Annotated in this window: 16 protein-coding genes; 10 read left to right on the top strand and 6 right to left on the bottom strand. The window is 55.3% G+C overall.

Annotated elements, in window-relative coordinates; all coding sequences use genetic code 11:
• Positions 1–2 precede the first annotated feature (2 nt).
• Positions 3–812, bottom strand: a complete 810-nt coding sequence (locus E4487_RS02000) for a TlpA disulfide reductase family protein (RefSeq protein ID WP_175252622.1) — start codon at positions 810–812, stop codon at positions 3–5.
• Positions 812–2542 (bottom strand): protein-disulfide reductase DsbD, encoded by a 1731-nt coding sequence (gene dsbD, locus E4487_RS01995; protein ID WP_150606595.1) that lies wholly within the window; start codon positions 2540–2542, stop codon positions 812–814. The genes E4487_RS02000 and dsbD overlap by 1 nt, the downstream gene beginning before the upstream one ends.
• Before the next feature lie 144 nt (positions 2543–2686).
• On the opposite strand from dsbD, the gene E4487_RS01990 reads away from it, so the two are divergent.
• From E4487_RS01990 to drt4, 3 genes are all read left to right on the top strand, one after another.
• Positions 2687–3367: a response regulator transcription factor gene (locus E4487_RS01990; RefSeq protein ID WP_134675726.1), complete on the top strand. Its 681-nt coding sequence runs from the start codon at positions 2687–2689 to the stop codon at positions 3365–3367.
• Positions 3364–4698: an ATP-binding protein gene (locus E4487_RS01985; RefSeq protein ID WP_175252621.1), complete on the top strand. Its 1335-nt coding sequence runs from the start codon at positions 3364–3366 to the stop codon at positions 4696–4698. Before E4487_RS01990 ends, E4487_RS01985 begins: the two co-directional genes overlap by 4 nt.
• A gap of 533 nt (positions 4699–5231) precedes the next feature.
• Positions 5232–6875 carry an antiviral reverse transcriptase Drt4 gene (gene drt4 / locus E4487_RS01980; RefSeq protein WP_373921497.1) on the top strand — a complete coding sequence of 548 codons (1644 nt, stop codon included), beginning with the start codon at positions 5232–5234 and terminating at the stop codon, positions 6873–6875.
• Positions 6876–6990: 115 nt separating this feature from the next.
• On the opposite strand, the gene hrpB is transcribed toward drt4, so the two are convergent.
• The gene (hrpB, locus tag E4487_RS01975; protein WP_175252620.1) at positions 6991–9513 is read right to left on the bottom strand and encodes an ATP-dependent helicase HrpB; all 2523 of its coding nucleotides are present in this window, start codon (positions 9511–9513) and stop codon (positions 6991–6993) included.
• Between the two features lie 223 nt (positions 9514–9736).
• Between hrpB and E4487_RS01970 the strand changes: the two genes are divergently transcribed.
• The 7 genes from E4487_RS01970 to E4487_RS01940 all read left to right on the top strand — a co-directional run bounded on the left by E4487_RS01970 (position 9737) and on the right by E4487_RS01940 (position 15287).
• Complete coding sequence (locus E4487_RS01970; RefSeq protein ID WP_175252619.1) at positions 9737–10351, top strand: secretin and TonB N-terminal domain-containing protein; 615 nt, start codon at positions 9737–9739, stop codon at positions 10349–10351.
• Between the two features lie 37 nt (positions 10352–10388).
• A complete protein-coding gene (locus tag E4487_RS01965; protein WP_175252618.1) occupies positions 10389–11456 on the top strand; it encodes an ABC-three component system protein in 1068 nt (355 codons plus the stop codon).
• On the top strand, positions 11453–11893 hold the full coding sequence (locus E4487_RS01960) for an ABC-three component system middle component 2 (RefSeq protein WP_175252617.1): 441 nt from the start codon (positions 11453–11455) through the stop codon (positions 11891–11893). The genes E4487_RS01965 and E4487_RS01960 overlap by 4 nt, the downstream gene beginning before the upstream one ends.
• Positions 11890–13746: a hypothetical protein gene (locus E4487_RS01955; RefSeq protein ID WP_175252616.1), complete on the top strand. Its 1857-nt coding sequence runs from the start codon at positions 11890–11892 to the stop codon at positions 13744–13746. Before E4487_RS01960 ends, E4487_RS01955 begins: the two co-directional genes overlap by 4 nt.
• A gap of 109 nt (positions 13747–13855) precedes the next feature.
• Entirely contained in the window at positions 13856–14209 is a 354-nt protein-coding gene (locus E4487_RS01950; protein ID WP_175252615.1) for a histone-like nucleoid-structuring protein, MvaT/MvaU family, read from the top strand.
• Positions 14210–14268: 59 nt separating this feature from the next.
• Entirely contained in the window at positions 14269–14628 is a 360-nt protein-coding gene (locus tag E4487_RS01945) for a hypothetical protein (protein ID WP_175252614.1), read from the top strand.
• 2 nt (positions 14629–14630) lie between these two features.
• A complete protein-coding gene (locus E4487_RS01940) occupies positions 14631–15287 on the top strand; it encodes a hypothetical protein (RefSeq protein ID WP_175252613.1) in 657 nt (218 codons plus the stop codon).
• Between the two features lie 99 nt (positions 15288–15386).
• Here E4487_RS01940 and E4487_RS01935 read toward each other — a convergent pair whose 3' ends face one another.
• From E4487_RS01935 to E4487_RS01925, 3 genes are all read right to left on the bottom strand, one after another.
• Positions 15387–16079 carry a hypothetical protein gene (locus E4487_RS01935; RefSeq protein ID WP_175252612.1) on the bottom strand — a complete coding sequence of 231 codons (693 nt, stop codon included), beginning with the start codon at positions 16077–16079 and terminating at the stop codon, positions 15387–15389.
• On the bottom strand, positions 16063–17265 hold the full coding sequence (locus tag E4487_RS01930) for an AAA family ATPase (RefSeq protein WP_175252611.1): 1203 nt from the start codon (positions 17263–17265) through the stop codon (positions 16063–16065). Before E4487_RS01930 ends, E4487_RS01935 begins: the two co-directional genes overlap by 17 nt.
• Positions 17266–17600: 335 nt before the next feature.
• Positions 17601–18623 carry a hypothetical protein gene (locus E4487_RS01925; protein WP_175252610.1) on the bottom strand — a complete coding sequence of 341 codons (1023 nt, stop codon included), beginning with the start codon at positions 18621–18623 and terminating at the stop codon, positions 17601–17603.
• Between the last annotated feature and the right edge of the window lie 208 nt (positions 18624–18831).

Below are 18831 nucleotides of genomic sequence, written 5' to 3'. Positions count from 1 at the left end.
GATCATTCGTCCGTTTTCAGGGTTTCCAGTGCCCGCGCCAGGCTGGCGCTGGACAGTTCGCCAAGGTGGCTGCCGACCTGGCGGCCCTCGGCGTCGTAGAACAGGGTGGTGGGCAACGCTCGCGAACCGACCAGTTGCCCCAGGCGCCCGCCGCTGTCGAGCAGCACGTTGTCCAGTTGCAGCGTCTGGCTGGCGAGAAAGGTGCGGACCTCGCCAGCACCCTCGCCCTGGTTGGCGAACACGAAGGTCACCTGCGGATACAGGCGCTGCGCTTCGGCCAGCACCGGCATCTCGCGGCGGCAGGGCGGGCACCAGGTGGCCCAGAGATTGATCACCATTGGCTGCCCCAGATGCTCGCGCAGCATCACCGAGCGGCCCTGGACATCACGCAGGGCCAGGTCCGGCAGACGGGTGCCACGCTCCAGGGTATGCAGCACCAGGCTGCCCATGCCCCACACCAGCAGCCCGGTGGCCATGCCGGCGCCCAGCGCGGTGCGCAGCTCGGGCCGGCGCCACAGGTACCAGCCCCCGAGCAGGGCGGCGGCCAGCAGACCGCCCCAGGCGATGAAGCCGCCGTCGCGGATATCGATCACCCGCCAGGGCGCATCCCGGTAGTGCCCGGCATACAGGGCGACGAACGCCAGGCGTGCGCCCAGCAGGGCCGCCAGCAACAAACGGAAGATCAGCGCCTCCGGGTTGACCTGGCGCTTGCGCCCCAGCCACCAGCCGACCAGCGTGGCCAGCAGCAGGCTGACCAGCAGCAACACATGGCCGACGCCGAGCGCCAGCGGTCCTACATCCATCGTCAACATCAGCCACGCTCCATCGCACTGTCCCATACCTGGATGAACTGCCGGGCATCGACCTCACCGGTGATGCGCTGCTGGCGTCGCTCCGCACCGTCCGGGCCGATCAGCAGCAGCGTCGGCGGCCCCAGCACGCGATAGCGGCCGAGCAGCTGATTGCTCGCGGCGCCCGGCGCGGTGACGTCCAGTCGCAGTTTACGCGCCTGCGCCAGTCGCGCCTGAACCTCGGCATTGCCGAAGACCTCGCGCTCCATGACCTTGCACGACACGCACCAGTCGGCGTAGTAGTCCACCAGCACCCACTGCCCACTGGCCTTCGCCGCCTCCAGTTCGCGCTGCAGATGCTCGGGCTCGCGCACATCGACGAAACCGGCGCTGCGCGCCTCGGCCTGCGGCGCCGCCACGGCGCTGAACACCCCCAGCGGCCGCATCGGGTCATGCCCACCGCCCGCCGCCCCGAGCACCATCGCCACGCCCCACAGGCCCAGCAGCGCGGCGCCGGCGTGGGCCAGCGCACGCTGCCGCTGCAGCTGCCCCGCCAGGTGCAACAGGCTGCTGGCCGCCAGCACCAGCCAGGCACCACTCAGCGCCAGCCAGGTGGATTCGCCCAGCAGCGGTTGCAGCAGGTACAGCGCGGTGCCCAGGAAAAGAAACCCGAACACCGCCTTGACCCGCGCCATCCACGGCCCGGGACGGGGCAGGAAACGCTGGCCGAGCGTCACCAGCAACACCAGAGGCGTACCGATACCCAGGCCGAGGGCGAACAGCACCAGGCCGCCCTGCAACAGATCACCGCTCTGCCCGATGAACAGCAGCGCAGCCGCCAGTGGCGCGGTCATGCACGGCCCGACCAGCAGCCCGGAAAGCACCCCGAGCAACCCGGCGCCAAGCAGGCTGCCGCCCTCGCGCCCACGCCCGGCCCGCTCCAGGCGGTCACGCAGCGCGGTAGGCAGCTGCAGCTCGAAGAAGCCGAACATCGGCAACGCCAGCACCACGAACAGCGCCGCGAACGAGGCGATCAGCCAGGGCTGTTGCAACAGGCTCTGCAGGTTCGCCCCGAGCAGCGCGGCGACGACGCCAAGCAGGGCGTAGACCAGCGCCATGCTCAGCGCATAGCTGCCTGCCAGGGCGAAACCACGCGCCGACGAAGCCCGGCTGCCCACCACGATGCCGGCCAGAATCGGCAGCATCGGCAACGAACAGGGGGTGAACGCCAGCAACAGGCCGAGGCCGAAGAACACCGCCATGCTCAGCCACAGCGCCTGCTGCTGCAGGCCGTCGAGCAGCGCCAGGTCGTCGGCCTGGGCGACGTTGACGGCGCCGCCACCGCCAAGGTCGAGGGTGCGGCTCTGCGGCGGGTAGCACAGGCCGGCATCGGCACAGCCCTGCCACTGCACCTCGATACGCCCACGGGCCTCGGCCGGCAGGCTCAGTTGCAGACGCTCACGGTAGATCTGCGAGGCGCCGAAGTACTCGTCCTCATGCGCCAGCCCCGTGGGCAGTTCAGGGGCATGCGCGTCCGCCAGGCCGATGAACTTCAGGCGCTGCCGATACAGGTAATAGCCTGGCGCGATGTCCCAGCTCAGTGTCGTTGCGCCCCCATCCTGCTGCTGCACATCGAACACGAACGCCTGATCGACAGGCAGGAATTCCTCGTCCGCGCGCGGGCCGTCGAACGGCAGTGCGGCGAACACGGAGGAGCAGAACAGGCTCAGCAGAAGGATGACGACACGCATGCGGGCACCTTGAAATCCAGGATGCGTCGAGCATGCCAGAGGGCAATTAACAGGCGATTAACAGTGCCCGGGGCAGCGCCGATAATCCTGTCTTAATCGGGATGAGCGATACTGTCGACTCGCCCTTCTCGCGCCCTTTCGAACATGCACGTGCTCCTCACCGAAGACAACTCGCTGATCGCCAGTGGCCTGATCGCAGGCCTGCAGGCACAGGGCTTCACCGTCGCTCACACCGCCAGCGCGGCGGCGACGCAAAGCCTGTTGCAGCACAGTCACTTCGACCTGCTGATCCTCGATCTCGGCCTGCCCGACGAAGACGGCCTGAACCTGCTGCGCCGCCTGCGCCGTGACGGCCTGGCCCTGCCGGTGCTGGTCCTCACCGCGCGCGACGCCGTGGCCGAGCGTGTCGCCGGCCTGCAGGCGGGTGCCGACGACTACCTGACCAAGCCCTTCGACCTGCGCGAGCTGGCCGCACGCCTGCATGCCCTGCTGCGCCGCGCAGCCGGCAGGACCACGCACCTGATCGAGCATGGCCCGCTGCAGTACGACCCGACCCGCTGCACCGTCAGCCTCGCCGGCGTCCCCGTCGACCTGTCGCGGCGCGAACAGGCGCTGTTGCAGGCGCTGCTGCAGAATCCGGGGCGGATTCTCAGCGGCGAGCACCTCAAGGACTCGGTGTACGGCCTGGACGATGACGTCGAGAGCAATGCCCTCAACGTGCACATCCATCACCTGCGCCGCAAGCTCGGCAACGGCATCGTCGAGACCGTGCGCGGCCTGGGCTACCGGCTCGGCACCGCCGGCCACGAGGAGCAGCCCCGATGAGCCTGCGCCTGCGTCTGACCCTCGGCCTCGGTGCCGCCTTCGTGCTGCTCTGGTCACTGGCCGCCACCTGGATGCTCTACGACCTGCGCAGCCAGCTGCTGCAGTCGCTCGACGAACGCCTGGCCGCCTCGGCCCGCATGGTCGCCGGCCTGCTGGTGCAATTGCCGCAGGCGCGCACCAGCCAGGACGGCAGCACCCGCCTGAGTGCGGAGCAGCTGGGCATTCCCAATGGCCTGGCCTGCCAGATCAGCTCGCTGCGCGGCGAGGTGCTGGCACGCAGCCACTCGACGCCGGAGAACATGCTCGATGCCAGCCAGCAGGGCTTCCACGATCAGGTCATCGGTGACCAGCTGTGGCGCAGCTTCACCCTGATCCAGGATGACCTGCGCATCACCACCGCCGACCGCCTGGATGAACGGGCCACGCTGCAGCGCTCGATCCTGCTGGCCGCTGCGGTGCCGGTGGCGGTCGCCCTGCTCGGCAGCCTCGCCCTGCTCTGGGTCGGCCTGGGGCGGGGCCTGGCGCCGCTGGAGCGAATCCGGGCGGCGCTCGCCGGACGCAGCGCCAACGCCAGCGAACCGCTGCCGTTGACCGACCTGCCCGCCGAGCTGGCGCCGCTGGTGGAGGCACAGAACCAGCTGTTCCAGCGCATCGGCGCCACCCTGGAGCGCGAGCGGCGCCTGACCGACGATGCCGCCCACGAACTGCGCAGCCCGCTGACTGCGGTAAAAACCCACCTGCAGGTCGCGGCCATGACCGAGGGTGAGCCGGCACGGATCGCCATCGCCATGGCGGAACAGGGCGCCGATCACCTGCAGCGCATACTCGAACAGCTACTGATGCTCGCACGGGTCGAAGGCAACCTGCCCTTCGATGAAGGCCTGCCATGCCGCCCGCTGGAAATCGCGCAGCAGGCCATCGCCGATGCGACGCACAAGCCGGGTGCGGCCGTAGAACTGAGTGTTGCCGACGACCTGTCCGAGCAGTGCCTGGCCATGCCCCCGGCCCTGGCCATCGCTGCTTTGCGCAACCTGCTGGAGAACGCCCGCCGGCACACGAGGCCAGGCACCCAGGTAGACCTGCACATCGCACGCGACGGCCAGGGTCGCGTGCGCTTCAGCATCCGCGACCAGGGCCCGGGCATGACCCCCGAGCGCCTGCAACGCGTCACCGAGCGCTTCTGGCGCAGCGCCGACAGCGACGGCAGTGGCCTGGGCCTGTCCATCGTCAAGGCCATCGCCGAACGCTGCGGCTGCAGCCTGCAGTTCATCGCCCATGCCGATGGCCTGGAGGTGTGCCTCGCGGCCCGGCTGCGCAACGAAGGCGGCTGAGCGACGCGCTCTTACTTGCGCGGCTTGGCACGTGCCGTGGGTTCGGCGATCAGCGGATCGTCCGGCCAGTAGTTGTTGACACCACGTGAGTGTTCTAGAGATTGACGCCTCGAAATAGGCATACAAGCTGACACAAACTAATAATGCCATTGACACCCATTGACTGTCAATACCACACCACAAAGATTGACATGCAATCGGTGAAAATAATCCACGATTGACACCCTATAAACCCACCTTTCCCCGCCCTCCGACGAAGGATTGACACACCGTCACCGCGACTGCCCCTGATCACTCCTGTAGCGGCCACTTCAATTTCCTCGATTGCCCTACGGCGGCCCCGGCAGCTGCCATCTCAAGCCGACCATCCTTCTAGCAGGGCTAAATAAAAGCAACCAAGTAGATCTATCGACCATCTGGGCTGCCAGAAGTATGATCGGGGAAGAAAGCTGGCTAGCCCCATTAAATACATCTGAAGCTCGATACTGCTAAACAATAACAATACAAAAATCATCAAGGGAGATTTAAATTCCGTGAAAGAATTCACCAGCCCCGCATCAAATGTCGCGATCTTTCAAAGCAAAGAAAGGCATTTCCTAGAAGCATTAACTCGCTGGAATTACTTTCCAAATCAAAAGGACTCCACCCCAGAACTCCCACCTTGCTTCTCCTCCAGCCGATTCACACCTGAAATCGCTGAGGAACTAGCCAAGATAGACCTCAGCAAGCAGCGAACAACTTACTGGTTCGATCTCGTTGAGTTCCGGGCGACACGCTTTAACAATGTCCCAAGGATATTAAGCCTCATCCACCCTCTGGCCTACTCCAGGATCTATACAAACATAAAAGACCATAGGGAGGAAGTAATCAGACTGATGAAGGATAAAAATAGCGCCGTCACCGCTGAACAGCATAATGATGGCCGAATCTTCATCATGAATTATGACGACCATGAAACCAGAACAAAAAGCACATTAGAGTTAAGCTTCGCTGCGGGCTTCAGGGCACATGCCGATGTCGCAAATTGCTTTGGCTCTATTTACACCCATTCGCTGGAGTGGGCGATCCAAGGCTATGCGGAGGCTAAAGAGCGGCTTCGCGCCAGGAAAGGAGAGAAGCACTGGAGCTCTGAACTCGACGCTGTACTCCGCAATGCAAAGCGCAATGAGACTTCGGGTCTTCCTATTGGCCCTGCCTCATCCAGCATCGCAGTCGAAATCATTCTGGCAGCCGTAGATCGGGAGCTAGCTGGCAAGTTCCGATTTGTTCGGTACATAGATGACTACACAGCCTATTGCGAAACACATCTGGAAGCGCAGGACTTCATTCGCTCCCTCAATATCGCGCTCTCGCGCTACCGCTTATCGTTGAACCTCAGTAAAACTAAAATCACCGAACTCCCCGAGCCATTAGTAGACTCATGGGCCACTCAGCTACACAATGCGTTGCCTTGGAAAAACGACTCAAGCGGCGCCTTAACGCTTTACACTCACGACGCAATTAATTTCTTGGATTATGCTGTCCACTTAAACAGAGCGGAGCCTGATGGCAGCGTACTAAAACTTGCAGCTGGCCTCATCTGCCATAGGGCTCAAGGCAGCACCGCCGCAACAGTGTTCGACTACATCCTCAACTTAAGCTGGCACTACCCGATACTCTTGCCACTGCTTGAGAAGATAGATGTAACCTCGGAATATTATGACACCGATTTGGTGACTGAAAAATTCGACAAGATCCTCGAAGTGAATGCTTTGCACCGTCGCTCAGATGGTATGTGCTGGGCTTTATATTACTTAAAGCAACTAAAATCTCATCCATCCACCGAAAACATTGATCGGGTGATCCAGAGCGGAGACGCCGCTGCAATAACATTGTTAAGCGGCTTCGATGCTGGTGTAGATGCTGCGGTAGCCTTTGCGAGCGAGTTAGTTCAAAGCAGCACGCTTTATGAACTCGACCAGTACTGGATACTGCTCTATCAACTTTTCTTCCACGACAGAATCGGCAACCCTTATGAGGCCGAACCCACTTTCGAAATTTTGAAGAAATACGACGTCCAGTTCGTAAACCCTTCAACGTCTCAGTCCAAGGCTGAAGACTATTGCGCCTACCTCTACAACCCTTTCGTTAAGAGAGAGGAGAGGCTTAGCTTCCATGACTTCACGGACAAAAAATAGGGCGATGAAGATTAAGGAACACACACCGCGACACCAGAGCCCCTGATCACCGAGGCACTTTGGGCTCTGGAGCATGCTTAAGGCATCCTGCACACCAGCCAGCCTTGATCTCCAATCAAGCCCCCCTCGGCTTCGCCCGAGCCGTAGGCTCCGCTTCCATCGGATCATCAGGCCACCAATGCTTCGGATACCTCCCCTTCAGATCCTTCTTCACTTCCAAGTAGGTGCTGCGCCAGAAGTTCGCGAGATCTTGGGTCACTTGGACAGGTCGCCTTGCCGGCGAAAGGAGGTGCAGTTTGATCGGCAGTTTGCCACCGGCAATACGAGGGGTATCCGCCAGCCCGAACATCTCTTGGAGCCTTACGGCCAGCACTGGCGGAGACTCGCTGTAGTCCAGTTTGATTGAAGAGCCTGACGGCACCTTAATGTGCGTGGGAGCCAGCTCATCCAACTCCTGCGGCAGCGGCCAGGGAAGCGCTCCGCGCAGAATGGAACTGAGGTCTAACAGGCCGAAGTGACTCAGACGGCTGACGTTGTTCAAGTACGGGAGCAGCCACTCCTCTAAAGTCGCGAGCAACGTGGCATCACGAACACACGGCCACTTACTCTGCCCCTGCTGCGCCATATCCAGCTCACGCAGCAGCGCCACACGCGCCTGCCACTGTCGCAGCTCCGGCGTCCAAGGCAGCAGTTCCAAGCCCTTCTTCCGAACAAGCCCCAAAAGCGCACGACTACGAGCATCCGCATCGAGCTCCTTGAGCGGCTCGCGGCTCAACACCAGCTCACCCACCTTGCGCTGCCGATCAGCTACCAATGCTCCAGCACGGTCATCCCAGTCGAGCTCGTTGACGACCGTTACCAGCTCTGCGAGTACGTTTTCGAACAACGCAGGATCGAGGTCGGTCGCGACATAGATGCGCTCCTCACGCTGGCCTTGTCGGCTACCCAGTTCAGCCACCACCAACCAGGTGTGCTTCATCAGCGCGTCGGGCTCTGTGAACATCGCCGCGCGCCCGTTTGCGAGCCGGTATTCCCCACCACCGGCACGCCGCTGCTGAGCTACGCGGTCGGGATACGCCAGCGCTAGTAGGCAGCCAAGCCAGCGGGGATGCTCAGGGTCAACCACAGCCGCCGTAACGCTTCCACGTTGGTAACTACGGTACTGACGAGCAAGCTGCTTAATCCTCTGTGCAGCCCCTTGTGCATGGCGAGGCATGCGCTGACTGCCCTCCAGCATCGCCAGCCTGCTGTGTAGATCAGCCCCACCACCTGGCAGCACATCACGCTCACCTAGCAGCGCCGCAACATCGCAAGCGAGCGGCCCAAGCCCCAGCGCATGACCACGCAGCAGCAAGTGAGCAATACGCGGATGTGCAGGCACCTCTGCCATCGCCTGGCCATGCGAACTCAAACGACCATCCGCCTCCAAAGCCCCCAACCGGCCCAACAGATCTCGGGCCTGGGTAAAGGGAGCTGCGGGCGGCATATCGAGCCACCTCAACTGATCAGGCGTAACACCCCAGCGCGCCAATTGCAGCGCCAGAGCCGCCAAGTCGGCCTGGTGAATTTCCGGGGCGCCATAGGCCGCCATCTGCTCATGTTGAGTTTGAGACCAAAGCCGATAACAAATACCCGGCTCCAAGCGACCAGCACGGCCAGCACGCTGAGCGGCACTGGCCTGGGATATACGTTGTGTCGCGAGGCGCGTCATTCCGCTTGACGGGTCAAACCGTGGCGCCCGCTCCAAACCGGAGTCGATCACCACGCACACACCCTCGATGGTCAAGCTCGTCTCGGCGATGTTGGTCGCCAGCACGATCTTGCGCTTGCCCGGTGGCGCCGGTTCGATAGCCGTGCGCTGGGCACTCAGATCCAGTTCGCCATGCAAGGCGCACAACAGAAGGTCATCGCGCCCCGCGAGTTTGTCGCTGAGCTCCTGATGCACGCGGCGGATTTCGGCCTGGCCGGGCAGGAAGACCAGAATGCTGCCTTGTTGATCGTGGACAGCATCGAGGCAGGCTCGGACAACCTTGGGCTCGATGTACTCACCGGTCTGGTAGGGCTGACCCCATACCGTGTCGACGGGGAACATCCGTCCCTCACTGGTCACGACCGGAGCATCACCCAGGAGGTTCGAAAGACGAGCTCCCTCCAAGGTCGCCGACATCACCAGAAGCTTCAGTGGTTGGTCATCACGGAACAGCTCACGGCCATTCAGGCAGAGCGCAAGGGCCAAATCGGAGTCCAAGCTCCGAAGGTGGAACTCATCGAATATGACGAGACCGACACCCTCCAGCGAAGGGTCATCCTGGAGCCGGCGCGCAAGGATCCCTTCAGTGACTACCTCAATCCGCGTACTCGGGCCGACCCGACTCTCCAGGCGAATACGGTAACCAACGGTCTCACCCACCTTCTCGCCCAGCTCACTGGCCATGCGCTCGGCAGCTGCGCGAGCGGCCACTCGACGGGGCTGGAGCATCAAGATGCTCTGTCCTCCCAACCAGGCCTCGTTCAGCAGAGCAAGGGGAACGCGTGTCGTCTTACCGGCACCTGGAGGGGCCTGTAATACGACGGAGTCGTGGTCAGCCAGGGCCTGGCGCAGAGGGGGGATTGCGGCATCGATGGGCAGCTGGATCATGGTGGCTCCAAATCAAGCTGCACAGTATATCGCTGAGGCATCTGCCAACTTACCTATTCGGATAAGCACTTCCGTAGCCATTTTCGGGCAGCCTCACACCAGTCCTTCGCCCCCAGGCCCGGTTGCTTAGCCAATTAGGGTGCCTTGATGCTGGCCAGATGAGATTGCCTGCGATTGATAGCGCAGGTTATAAAGTCGTATCACACAGATATGGATATCGCCCATGCAGTTCCCGGACGCCCTAAAGCCTTTCGGACTACTAGTCACCGGCTTTACAGCGGGTATTGCTGCCTTTCAAGGCATTCTCTCAATTGCTGGTCTAGAGGTTGGGCCTCGTAATTCCTCCTGCCCGAGCGGACAAGTCGCGCTTCGAGTTGAAGCCTATCCGTTTGACGCAGAGGTCGAAATTAATGATTTAGACAAGCCGTTCTACAATGGCATATGCCTAAATCAGGGCAGATATGGACTATCTGTTAGTTCAGATCGCTATCAGCTGGAACAGAGAGTTGTACAACTGGGTGCGTCAGACCAGATCGCTCTTTTTACCCTGAAACCGAAGATCATCGTTGATTTGGACAAAGACAGCATCGTCCAAGGTGATCAATATTTCGGGGAGGAAGTATCAATTCGGCTTACGGAAATAGATGTCAGGTCTGCAATTCAATTGCTGGCCGACTTCACTGACAAGAATTTCGTTATTTCCAGTGACGTTGAGGGCACGATCAGCTTGGCACTCAGGAATGTGCCATGGGATCTGGCGCTGGATGCGATATTGACGTCTACCGGCAACAAGTTAGAGATCAAGGGCGGCGTGTTTTACATCGTGAAAAAATACTAGCCATACCATCTGTTGCGGGGCAATGCAGGTGTCAGATTTGGATGAGCTTGAAATTCCGGCACCACCAGCACCGGAAGCAATGATTACAGCATTGGACATGCAGCATGGCATGCCTGTCTCGGTGCTCGATAGACTCACAATCATGTCCTCAGATGATTGGGAGGTTTTTACTCTCGAAATCACTCATTATCTGAAGGGTAAGTATAAGCAGGTAGTGAGATGTGGCGGCGGCGGGGATATGGGGCGCGATATTATCGCGCACACTGAATCCGGCTGGGACAATTATCAGTGTAAACGATACAAGGACAAGCTGAGTGTTGCTGATGTTGTTCTTGAAATCGGCAAGATCGCCTATTATTCCTACATAGGGAAATATAGCCTTCCTGGGAGGTACTATTTTGTTTCACCTAAAGGGTGTAGCACTGATCTTCTGAAGGTGATTGCTGATCCAAATGAGCTAAAAAGGCAGCTTCTAGAGCGCTGGGAGACCACTTGCGCAAAGAAAATCACCACTTCTAAGCTCATAGAACTGGATGATAATTTCTTACGGCATATCGATACCATCGACTTTTCTATATTTGATCATATCCCCCCCTTGCAATTGATAGATATGCATAAGGATACGCCTTTTCATGGCTATCGCTTTGGCACATACGACAAGAGACGTCCAGTTATACCTAAAGCGCCGGATGCCATCGATGCAACCGAGCGTGTCTATACGCAAGCCCTTTTCGATGCATTCACTGAGCACAAAAGTGCTGTAGTCGATAGCTCAAATATTCATCAGCACCCTGAGCTAGCGGATGAATTGAGAAGCGCTAGAAATAATTACTATGCAGCAGAGTCACTGGAGCGTTTTTCCAGAGACTGGATTCCCGATGATTATTGCTTTGGGGATCTGAAAGAGGAATGCCATGAAGCGATAAGGGCTACCGTCAGTCAGCAGCATTCAGATGGTTTTGCCCGCTATTTAAGGACTTGTGAAATATCTGCGATGGTGGATTACAGATCGCACCCCTTGTCGCCCTTCATGAAGATTCAGGACAAAAAAGGGTTGTGTCATCACATAGTGAATGAACGGAAGTTTCAGTGGGTGAGAAAATGATTCCCCAATCCGAGTTATTCAATAGCCCTGTAGAGGTTGGGACTAGGGTGGCTTTGCTGCTCACCCTGATACCAGGTGTTGAGCTCAATCTAGATGAAATAGCTTTCTTCGACTATGCGCTTATATTTTCGAAGGAATTTGATGGGGGTGAAAATATTCATCCTGCGCTGCCAAATCATTTTTCTGAAATTATAAAAAGAAGAGAAACACTCCCGACCACGTTAAAGTTTTTCATATCCAAGGGCATCATCACCTCTTCAATTGGTAGTGACGGGATAAAGTATAGGGCCACGGATGAAGCCATTCACTACGTCAGCGCTTTGAAATCGTCGTATTATAAAAAGCTGATCAAGAATCTGACTTGGGTTGAGCGCAATCTAGGTCGACTTCGTGAAGAACAACAAAAAATGTTTAGGATGCGAGTTCTCGGCAGATGATAATCAAGAGCCTGACAGTAAGTGGTAAGGATAAGGGGCCGGCAGCGCTCTATTTTACTAATGGTGCCAATATCATCGCCGGGGCTTCAGATACGGGTAAATCATATGTTCTAAATTGTCTGAAATTCATCTTCGGAGCAAAGAATCCGCCAAAGACCATCGATGAGTCAGCTGGTTATACTATGCTGACCGTTGAGTTCGAAAATGAAGACGGAAGCTGCTTTAGCTTGCAGCGCGAACTGACCCTGCGTGCTCCAATAATGCTGCTCGAAGAGGGGCAACAACCGAAGAAGTTGGCGGCGAAACACAAAGAGGGGAATTTTAGTAATTTGTCGAATTTCCTCTTGGGGAAATTCTCTCTCAATGACAAGCAGCTGCTGGCCGGTAAGGAGAGCCTTAATACTGGTGCGCTTTCGATTAGGGTGATGGAAAAGCTATTTGTTGTAGATGAAGCACGGATAGTGGCCGAGCAATCACCCCTTGGAACAGGCCAAAATACCGACGCAACGACCGAAGAATCGCTTCTTCGTACTGTGCTTACTGGCGTGGATGACTCCGAGGCTAAAGCACTCAAGAAGGATGTTCAATCAAGCTATTCTATTCAGCAGAAGATATCAGCGATTGAATATTTGCTGGCACGGCTCCACCCGCAAGGTGAGGGGCCTTTGGAGCAGGAGGCTGACAAATTTGAAGAAGAGCTACAGCGAGAGGAGGCGCTGCTGGAGTTCAGAGAGGCAGAGCTGAATGCCGCAATCTCTAACCATGATAGCTTGCTCCAAGAAAAGCGTAGAGTTGTTGGAAAGATATCGGCCTTAGATTTAAAACTTGCCGAGAACCGAACTCTTCTAGAGCGCTTTGGGTCGCTTAAAGGAAAGTATCAATCTGATCGTGAGCGTTTGGTAGGGATCGGCGAGGCTTCGGGACTATTAGCTCTCTACGAAGATGTTGCCTGCCCTACATGTGGTGGGCAAATCCATCAGGAAAGCCCATGCGCTGCTCCTGCCGACCTTGTCCCCGCAGTCCAAGCGGAGATTGCCAAGATTGATTGGCACATGAACGAGCTGGAAATGGCTACGCAGGACTTGATCATCTCGATTGATGTGACTGATGACGAACTGTCCTTGCAGAATTTGGAGCTTGAATTTATTGAATCTAGCCTCGGGTCTTCTATTTCTGAGTTGCTTAATTTGGTAAATGAGTCGAAGGCAACATGCTCGGGCCTAAATAGCCAGGTGCTTTCACTCCGGCACGCGATTAAGTCCATCCAAGGCTTAAAAGCAGAAATGGACGAGTTGGCTAAAGGCCTGAATGAGAAGCAAGAAGAGTACACGGCGGTTGATTTCGCTAGCGAACTTTCTGCTCTATCCACGGCTATCGAGCAAGTACTCAAACGCTGGGGCTTCCCTGACCACACTCCAACAACGTTTGACTTGAAAACCAGGGATTTGGTCATCGGCGGCAAGCCCCGCCAAAGCTTTGGTAAGGGCTACAGGGCTATCGGCTTCTCCGCCTTCGTCATCGGCTTGATGCAGCACCTAGCTCCTTTAGGAAGGCATCCTGGCTTAGTCGTCCTCGATTCGCCTCTCACCACCTATAAGCAGGCAGACCAAGAGCGAGGTGAGGAGATTTCTGAGGAGGACTTGATTGCTGGCGATATGATCTACTCCTTCTATAGTGACATCGCTGAGAACTACAAGGACAAGCAGATCATCATCTTCGACAACCAAGAGCCTGATCTGAGCATTATTCCTCACGTCAACTACATGCATTTCTCTAGGCGTCGAGGAGTCGGAAGATTCGGCTTCTTCACGCCCATTGAAGGGAAAGATTACACACGAAAGATCACTAGCTAAGCGACGCAGCCTGTCTCTGCCAAGGTGTGAACTTATCTTGGCATATTAAGAGCTTTCCGCCTTAATATCGCTCAGCACTAAATCCACCGACTCATCATCGAGATATTCCATGTCGATCATCGCAGAATACAAAGCCCTCGAAGCCCAGATCGCCGAGCAGCAAAAGCGCCTCGAAGCCCTCAAAGGCGACGAAAAGCTCAAGCGCGAAATCGAGTTTGAAAGCAAACTGCGTGGCCTGCTGTCTGAATACAACTACTCCCTGCGTAACGTCATTGCTCTGCTCGATCCGCAAGCAAGCAAAGGTGCTGCTGCTCCTAAAGGCGCTCGCAAGGAGCGTGCCTTGAAGACCTACAAGAACCCGAACAACGGCGAAGTGGTCGAGACCAAAGGCGGCAACCATAAGATTCTCAAAGCCTGGAAAGAACAGTACGGCGCCGAGACAGTTGATGGTTGGCTGCAATAAGCGCGTATTGAATGTACGGAAGGGCCGCATTTGCGGCCCTTGTCGTTTTTGGGAGCTGTATGACACGCGATGAGGCAAGGTTGCTCTGGGCAATTGCGCTGGAACAGTACGGCGCTGAAGTGCTGGAACAGAAAGTCCTGGGCTTTCTAGAATCGCTGCTGACGGGCAAGCTCGCCGAAGAGCTTCCCCGGCATGTGAGTGCGGATGGATTGGCGCAACTGATAGGGCTTTTGTTGGCAAATGTAGAGGCCGGGGAACGGCCATTGCTCGGAGCACTTCGCACCATGAATCGTGAGCACTTCCAGGTGCTGCGGCACCTCCATGGCAGGCTGACAATTACCCTCCTGTCTGACCTTCCTGCTGCACATGTCCCAGCGGGATTGCGCCGACTAAGAGCCGTTGCGGATTTTGGGATGTAGCTATGGATCTCAATCAACTTCTTGGTCGGTCGGCAGAGCTTGAAGCTCGCATCGCAGAATTTCTGGGCCTTCCACTATTCGACGACTCTCTGCGCCTGCAAGCAGTTCGCTCGGTAGCAAGCCCCTGCTTCGAGCACGCTCAGAGCTTGAAGTACCTGACAGCTGCTGGCCTCTGCACCTCAGCAGCCGCACTTTTGCGCGTGCAGTACGAGTCCCTGGTACGAGCGATTTGGATGCACCACTGTGCCTCTGACCAGGAAGTGGAGCTCATGCTCGCTGAGCTGACACGCGAGGCAGCTAAGCAAGCGAGCAAGATCCCAATGCTCAGCCGGATGCTCGATGAGATCGAAGCGAAGGCACCCCACGTACCTGTCGCCGGCCTGCGCGAGTTCAAGCACTACTCCTGGAAGCCCTTGAGCTCATACGTGCATGGTGGCATTCACGCGGTGCACCGCCATGGGCGAGGGTTCCCCATGGAGCTTGCCCTTATGCAGATACGGCACTCGAACGGCCTGCTGGGGCTGGCGGGCAATCTGCTGCTGATCATCGCGGGCGTACCTGCTGAAGCGGGCGTCATGGGGAAGATCTACCGGGAGTTCGCGGATTGCTTGCCGCCTGTGGAGCCGCCTTGCTCACCTCAGGCTGAGCCTGCCCACTAGCACGGAGCTCATTTGGTTAGCGGTTCGGAAAGGCTCAATAGCGCCCTTGCTCCGCTTCATTCCCCTTCATGTTGAACCGAGCAAACGGGCTCTAAGTGTTCAAGTGATCGCATCTTTAAGCGCCATCATGAACTCCTTCAGCGAATCATCACTTTCATCGAGGTCATCAACTCTCGTATCTATTCGAGTGGCTATATCTCTGATAACCGGATTCAGGCTTGTAACCAGCTCAATCAGCTCAAGCCGTTTGAACGCAAGTTTCGTGTAGGTAGCAGTACCCTCGGTCGATATAGGCGAATACCGAAGATAATGCAAGTTCTCCGTGGCTATATGTATAAATTTAATGTGCTTGCTGTATTGAAAAGCCTTGGAATTGGGATTAATAATTTCGTGAGATAAATTAGGCTTATCAACTGATGAGCTTTTTGTATAGTTACAATCAATGCATGCAAATGTAAGATTCTCCATGTCAAAAATAAACTGGGGATTTAGCGTCTTTCCTTTGATGTGTTCAATGTGCCATGACATACCATGCTGACCCATGACTCTTTTGCAGTATGCACAACGCCCAGAAATCCTGCTTTTTAGTTTATCCTTTACTAATACCTTCAGCTTTTTCAGGCTTTCTAATTCGAGGGCGTTAATCTTGAGCTCTTTTACCTTTGCTTCAAGAGCCTTATCGGGGCGCGAGAAAACATCCCAAGCATCGCCAGCCTTAATAGAGCCTGCGGAAATATATCGCTCTAGCCGATTTAAAACCTTAAGGGATGTTTTATCAGCTAGTTTTTTCATTTTTAACTCTTGAGTTCCTTTCCTGAATCAACTCTATTGCCTCCTCAATTGTTGCTTTTTTGTCAGGCTGGAGGTTTTCGGTATCTCTCAACTCTTCTAGTGCTTGGACGCTTGCCCCGCTTGGTGCTGGCGACGTGGCATCCAATACCAGTTCAGCGATACGAATATCGATAGCTTTTGAGTTGTATGTCGGCGTATGGAAATGTAGGAGGGTTAGATCATCACAGCTTCGGACGTCGTCAGCGTCGATGATTTTGAAGTCTTGTGCAATAGCTTCCCTGTCTTTTGAGTTGGGTGCGCTTTTGAGCACAAATATCGCGTCGGCTCGACTGTTTTTTGCAGCTTCCGACACAAGGACGGGAGAGTGAGTAGCGATTACTACATGGTAATTTTTATACGGGCGTAGCATTTGCACAAGATTTTTATGAAATTCCATTTGCCACTGCATATGCAAACTTATTTCAGGCTCATCTATAAGTATTAGCGCATAGGGACATGCATGGCTTATGATTTTAAGGCCGAGTGCAATTAGGTTTCGCTCGCCTGAACTCAATGCCTCAAACTCATGAAGCTCAGATTTGTCTCTTAAGTAAAGAGTGACACTTGGCCGGGTTTGCAAATAAAGGATTAGCAATTCAGCATCAATCCTGCTTAGCCGCCTGAAATCCAAGCCACCTTTAAGTAAGCTTACTAATCTTCTACGCTTAGCGAGACTAAACCTCTCATTGAATTTATCCGTCTTTATGCGTCTTTTATCAATCGTGGACGAGAGATTCTCCGCATTTAAACCATCAGCTCCGCCAAGATCGATGTCGAATTTTTTGCCTAGCGTTTTTTCAAGCTCAATAAGATATCTGTAGCGCCCCTGCGCCACTGCCTCAACAACCAATAGCGCCATTTGCCTACTTAGCGCTGATGAAAAAATTGCATTACCAGAATTTCGCAGACCCAAATACTGTCTCAGTCGACCCTCTGTAAAGGTGAACCGGTCACTTGCTGCATTCGTAATGCATAGAACTGTTTCTACGCTGCTTTCGATAGCGCCCTCGTAGTGCTCACATATGTCGGCTAGCAGTCTGCTTTTCCCTGAACCGTTATCACCAATCACGTAGGATATTTTGGGATCTTTATTTCTCTCAATGGAGTTATCGATAACTCTTGTCAGCTGGGCAAGTAAAGTCGTCATTTATTTTATGTTCTTTTTCGATTGAAATTGGCTCGGATTGATGGTCTTTCCCCACGACTAGTTTTCGTCATCTCCCCTGATTACTTTCTCTTGATAAGAGTCAGGTCTAGGTAGTCCCTCTAGGAGTAACTCGCCGTGCATTCCCTCTCCTTCACTGAGGAAAGCTGTAACGAAATTGGGGGAAAAGGTGTCCCGACTGACCGGAAGCAGCCCTTCATGACCGGCTGCTATCGGCCAGAAGCGGACGTTCTCAGTGACTATTTATGGGTAATTCACAATTTTGAAAGCACGCTTCACTGCCTGTGAAAGAATAATGGGGTCTCAGACTCTTATTTTTAGTTCTCTGCCAAACCCCATGTAAGCCTGTGAGCCTTCATGTCCGGGTGAAAAAATAGCCTGTAGGATATATTTCTTCGCTCTTCGGAAAATACCCCGTCCCGTACCCTTTCGAATTTAACATGGGAAGACTCTTTTTCTTCAAAGTCATAGTCGGCCATGGTTCCGGCAATATAGTCAGGCACTCTGATGAAGCTATCGTAAACCAGTTCTCCGCTCGCCTCGGGCTTGACAAATAAAAGTCTGCCGGAAGAATCTACCTCGCTATTTGAGCAAAGGGCGTGATAAAGATAGCTAACTTGGTCAAACATATAATCACCTATGACTTTGCCCTTGAAATTCAGCATACTGTCGCGATCTGAGAGCCAAGCTATTTTCTCAGGATTGGCTTTTACACTTATTTCTGCAAGCAAATAAGCCGCCAGACTACCGACAATCTCAATGTCTCTGAATAGGCGAAAATTTAGACTTTTTGAGCCAACTAGCGCCTTCACTTTTTTCAGCTGCTTGATTGTATTTTGATACCTATCTTTCCCTTTTGGCGTGGATTGACACCAGTGCTCCAGCATGCCAACCTGAGAGTCAATTCGGGCTAAGTGGTAAAGTTTTTCATCGCTGAACATTCGACGCTCGCGATCTAATATTAGCGTGACACTGAATACTGGCCCCTCCCTAAGGAATGATATGAAACTGTCGTTTACTGAGCCGACATTTTTGATGTCGGATGGGGCCATCGAATCTATGTGTGATGACATTTCTTCAAAGGGGGCCCAATGCGGGAATAGCGAAAATGTTACAGCGTCACTGAATTTTTTGGTGTCGTAAAATGCGTAGTCTGACGATAGAATCCATTTTCTAGCAGGCGCATGCTCTTGTATAAAGTCGCCCAGTAGCTTAGAGCCGCTCTGCATAAAGCTGTTATTAAAATGAACAATGGATTCATGGATGCTGAATCCAATCTGTGGCTGGTCAGGGCGCACTCCTTCAAGGGAGCCCTTCTGTATGAACCTCGAAAAATCCATTTCTTTCTCAATCTAATACGAGGATAATTTTTAGTAATTTAAACTACTTTATCTCAGCAGAATTTAAACCCTATTTCTGCACAATCGGGCTAGAGCCATTGCCTTTAATTGAAATATTCTTCAATGCCAAGTTATACGAGCTTTGCGACACAGAATGGAGAATAACCGAAGATCTCTTTCCCATACAGACGCCCCACTCAAGTTACTT

It is taken from the genome of Pseudomonas sp. BMW13, from assembly GCF_013357275.1.
GTDB classification, from domain to species: Bacteria; Pseudomonadota; Gammaproteobacteria; order Pseudomonadales; family Pseudomonadaceae; genus Aquipseudomonas; species Aquipseudomonas khazarica.
This window is presented reverse-complemented; position numbering and strand designations above follow the sequence as displayed.

Bases quoted from the DNA above. Each gene is read 5' to 3' on its own strand.
- E4487_RS02000 (WP_175252622.1), bottom strand. From the start codon at position 812: ATGTTGACGATGGATGTAGGACCGCTGGCGCTCGGCGTCGGCCATGTG.
- dsbD (WP_150606595.1), bottom strand. From the start codon at position 2,542: ATGCGTGTCGTCATCCTTCTGCTGAGCCTGTTCTGCTCCTCCGTGTTC.
- E4487_RS01990 (WP_134675726.1), top strand. From the start codon at position 2,687: ATGCACGTGCTCCTCACCGAAGACAACTCGCTGATCGCCAGTGGCCTG.
- E4487_RS01985 (WP_175252621.1), top strand. From the start codon at position 3,364: ATGAGCCTGCGCCTGCGTCTGACCCTCGGCCTCGGTGCCGCCTTCGTG.
- hrpB (WP_175252620.1), bottom strand. From the start codon at position 9,513: ATGATCCAGCTGCCCATCGATGCCGCAATCCCCCCTCTGCGCCAGGCC.
- E4487_RS01970 (WP_175252619.1), top strand. From the start codon at position 9,737: ATGCAGTTCCCGGACGCCCTAAAGCCTTTCGGACTACTAGTCACCGGC.
- E4487_RS01960 (WP_175252617.1), top strand. From the start codon at position 11,453: ATGATTCCCCAATCCGAGTTATTCAATAGCCCTGTAGAGGTTGGGACT.
- E4487_RS01955 (WP_175252616.1), top strand. From the start codon at position 11,890: ATGATAATCAAGAGCCTGACAGTAAGTGGTAAGGATAAGGGGCCGGCA.
- E4487_RS01950 (WP_175252615.1), top strand. From the start codon at position 13,856: ATGTCGATCATCGCAGAATACAAAGCCCTCGAAGCCCAGATCGCCGAG.
- E4487_RS01945 (WP_175252614.1), top strand. From the start codon at position 14,269: ATGACACGCGATGAGGCAAGGTTGCTCTGGGCAATTGCGCTGGAACAG.
- E4487_RS01940 (WP_175252613.1), top strand. From the start codon at position 14,631: ATGGATCTCAATCAACTTCTTGGTCGGTCGGCAGAGCTTGAAGCTCGC.
- E4487_RS01935 (WP_175252612.1), bottom strand. From the start codon at position 16,079: ATGAAAAAACTAGCTGATAAAACATCCCTTAAGGTTTTAAATCGGCTA.
- E4487_RS01930 (WP_175252611.1), bottom strand. From the start codon at position 17,265: ATGACGACTTTACTTGCCCAGCTGACAAGAGTTATCGATAACTCCATT.
- E4487_RS01925 (WP_175252610.1), bottom strand. From the start codon at position 18,623: ATGGATTTTTCGAGGTTCATACAGAAGGGCTCCCTTGAAGGAGTGCGC.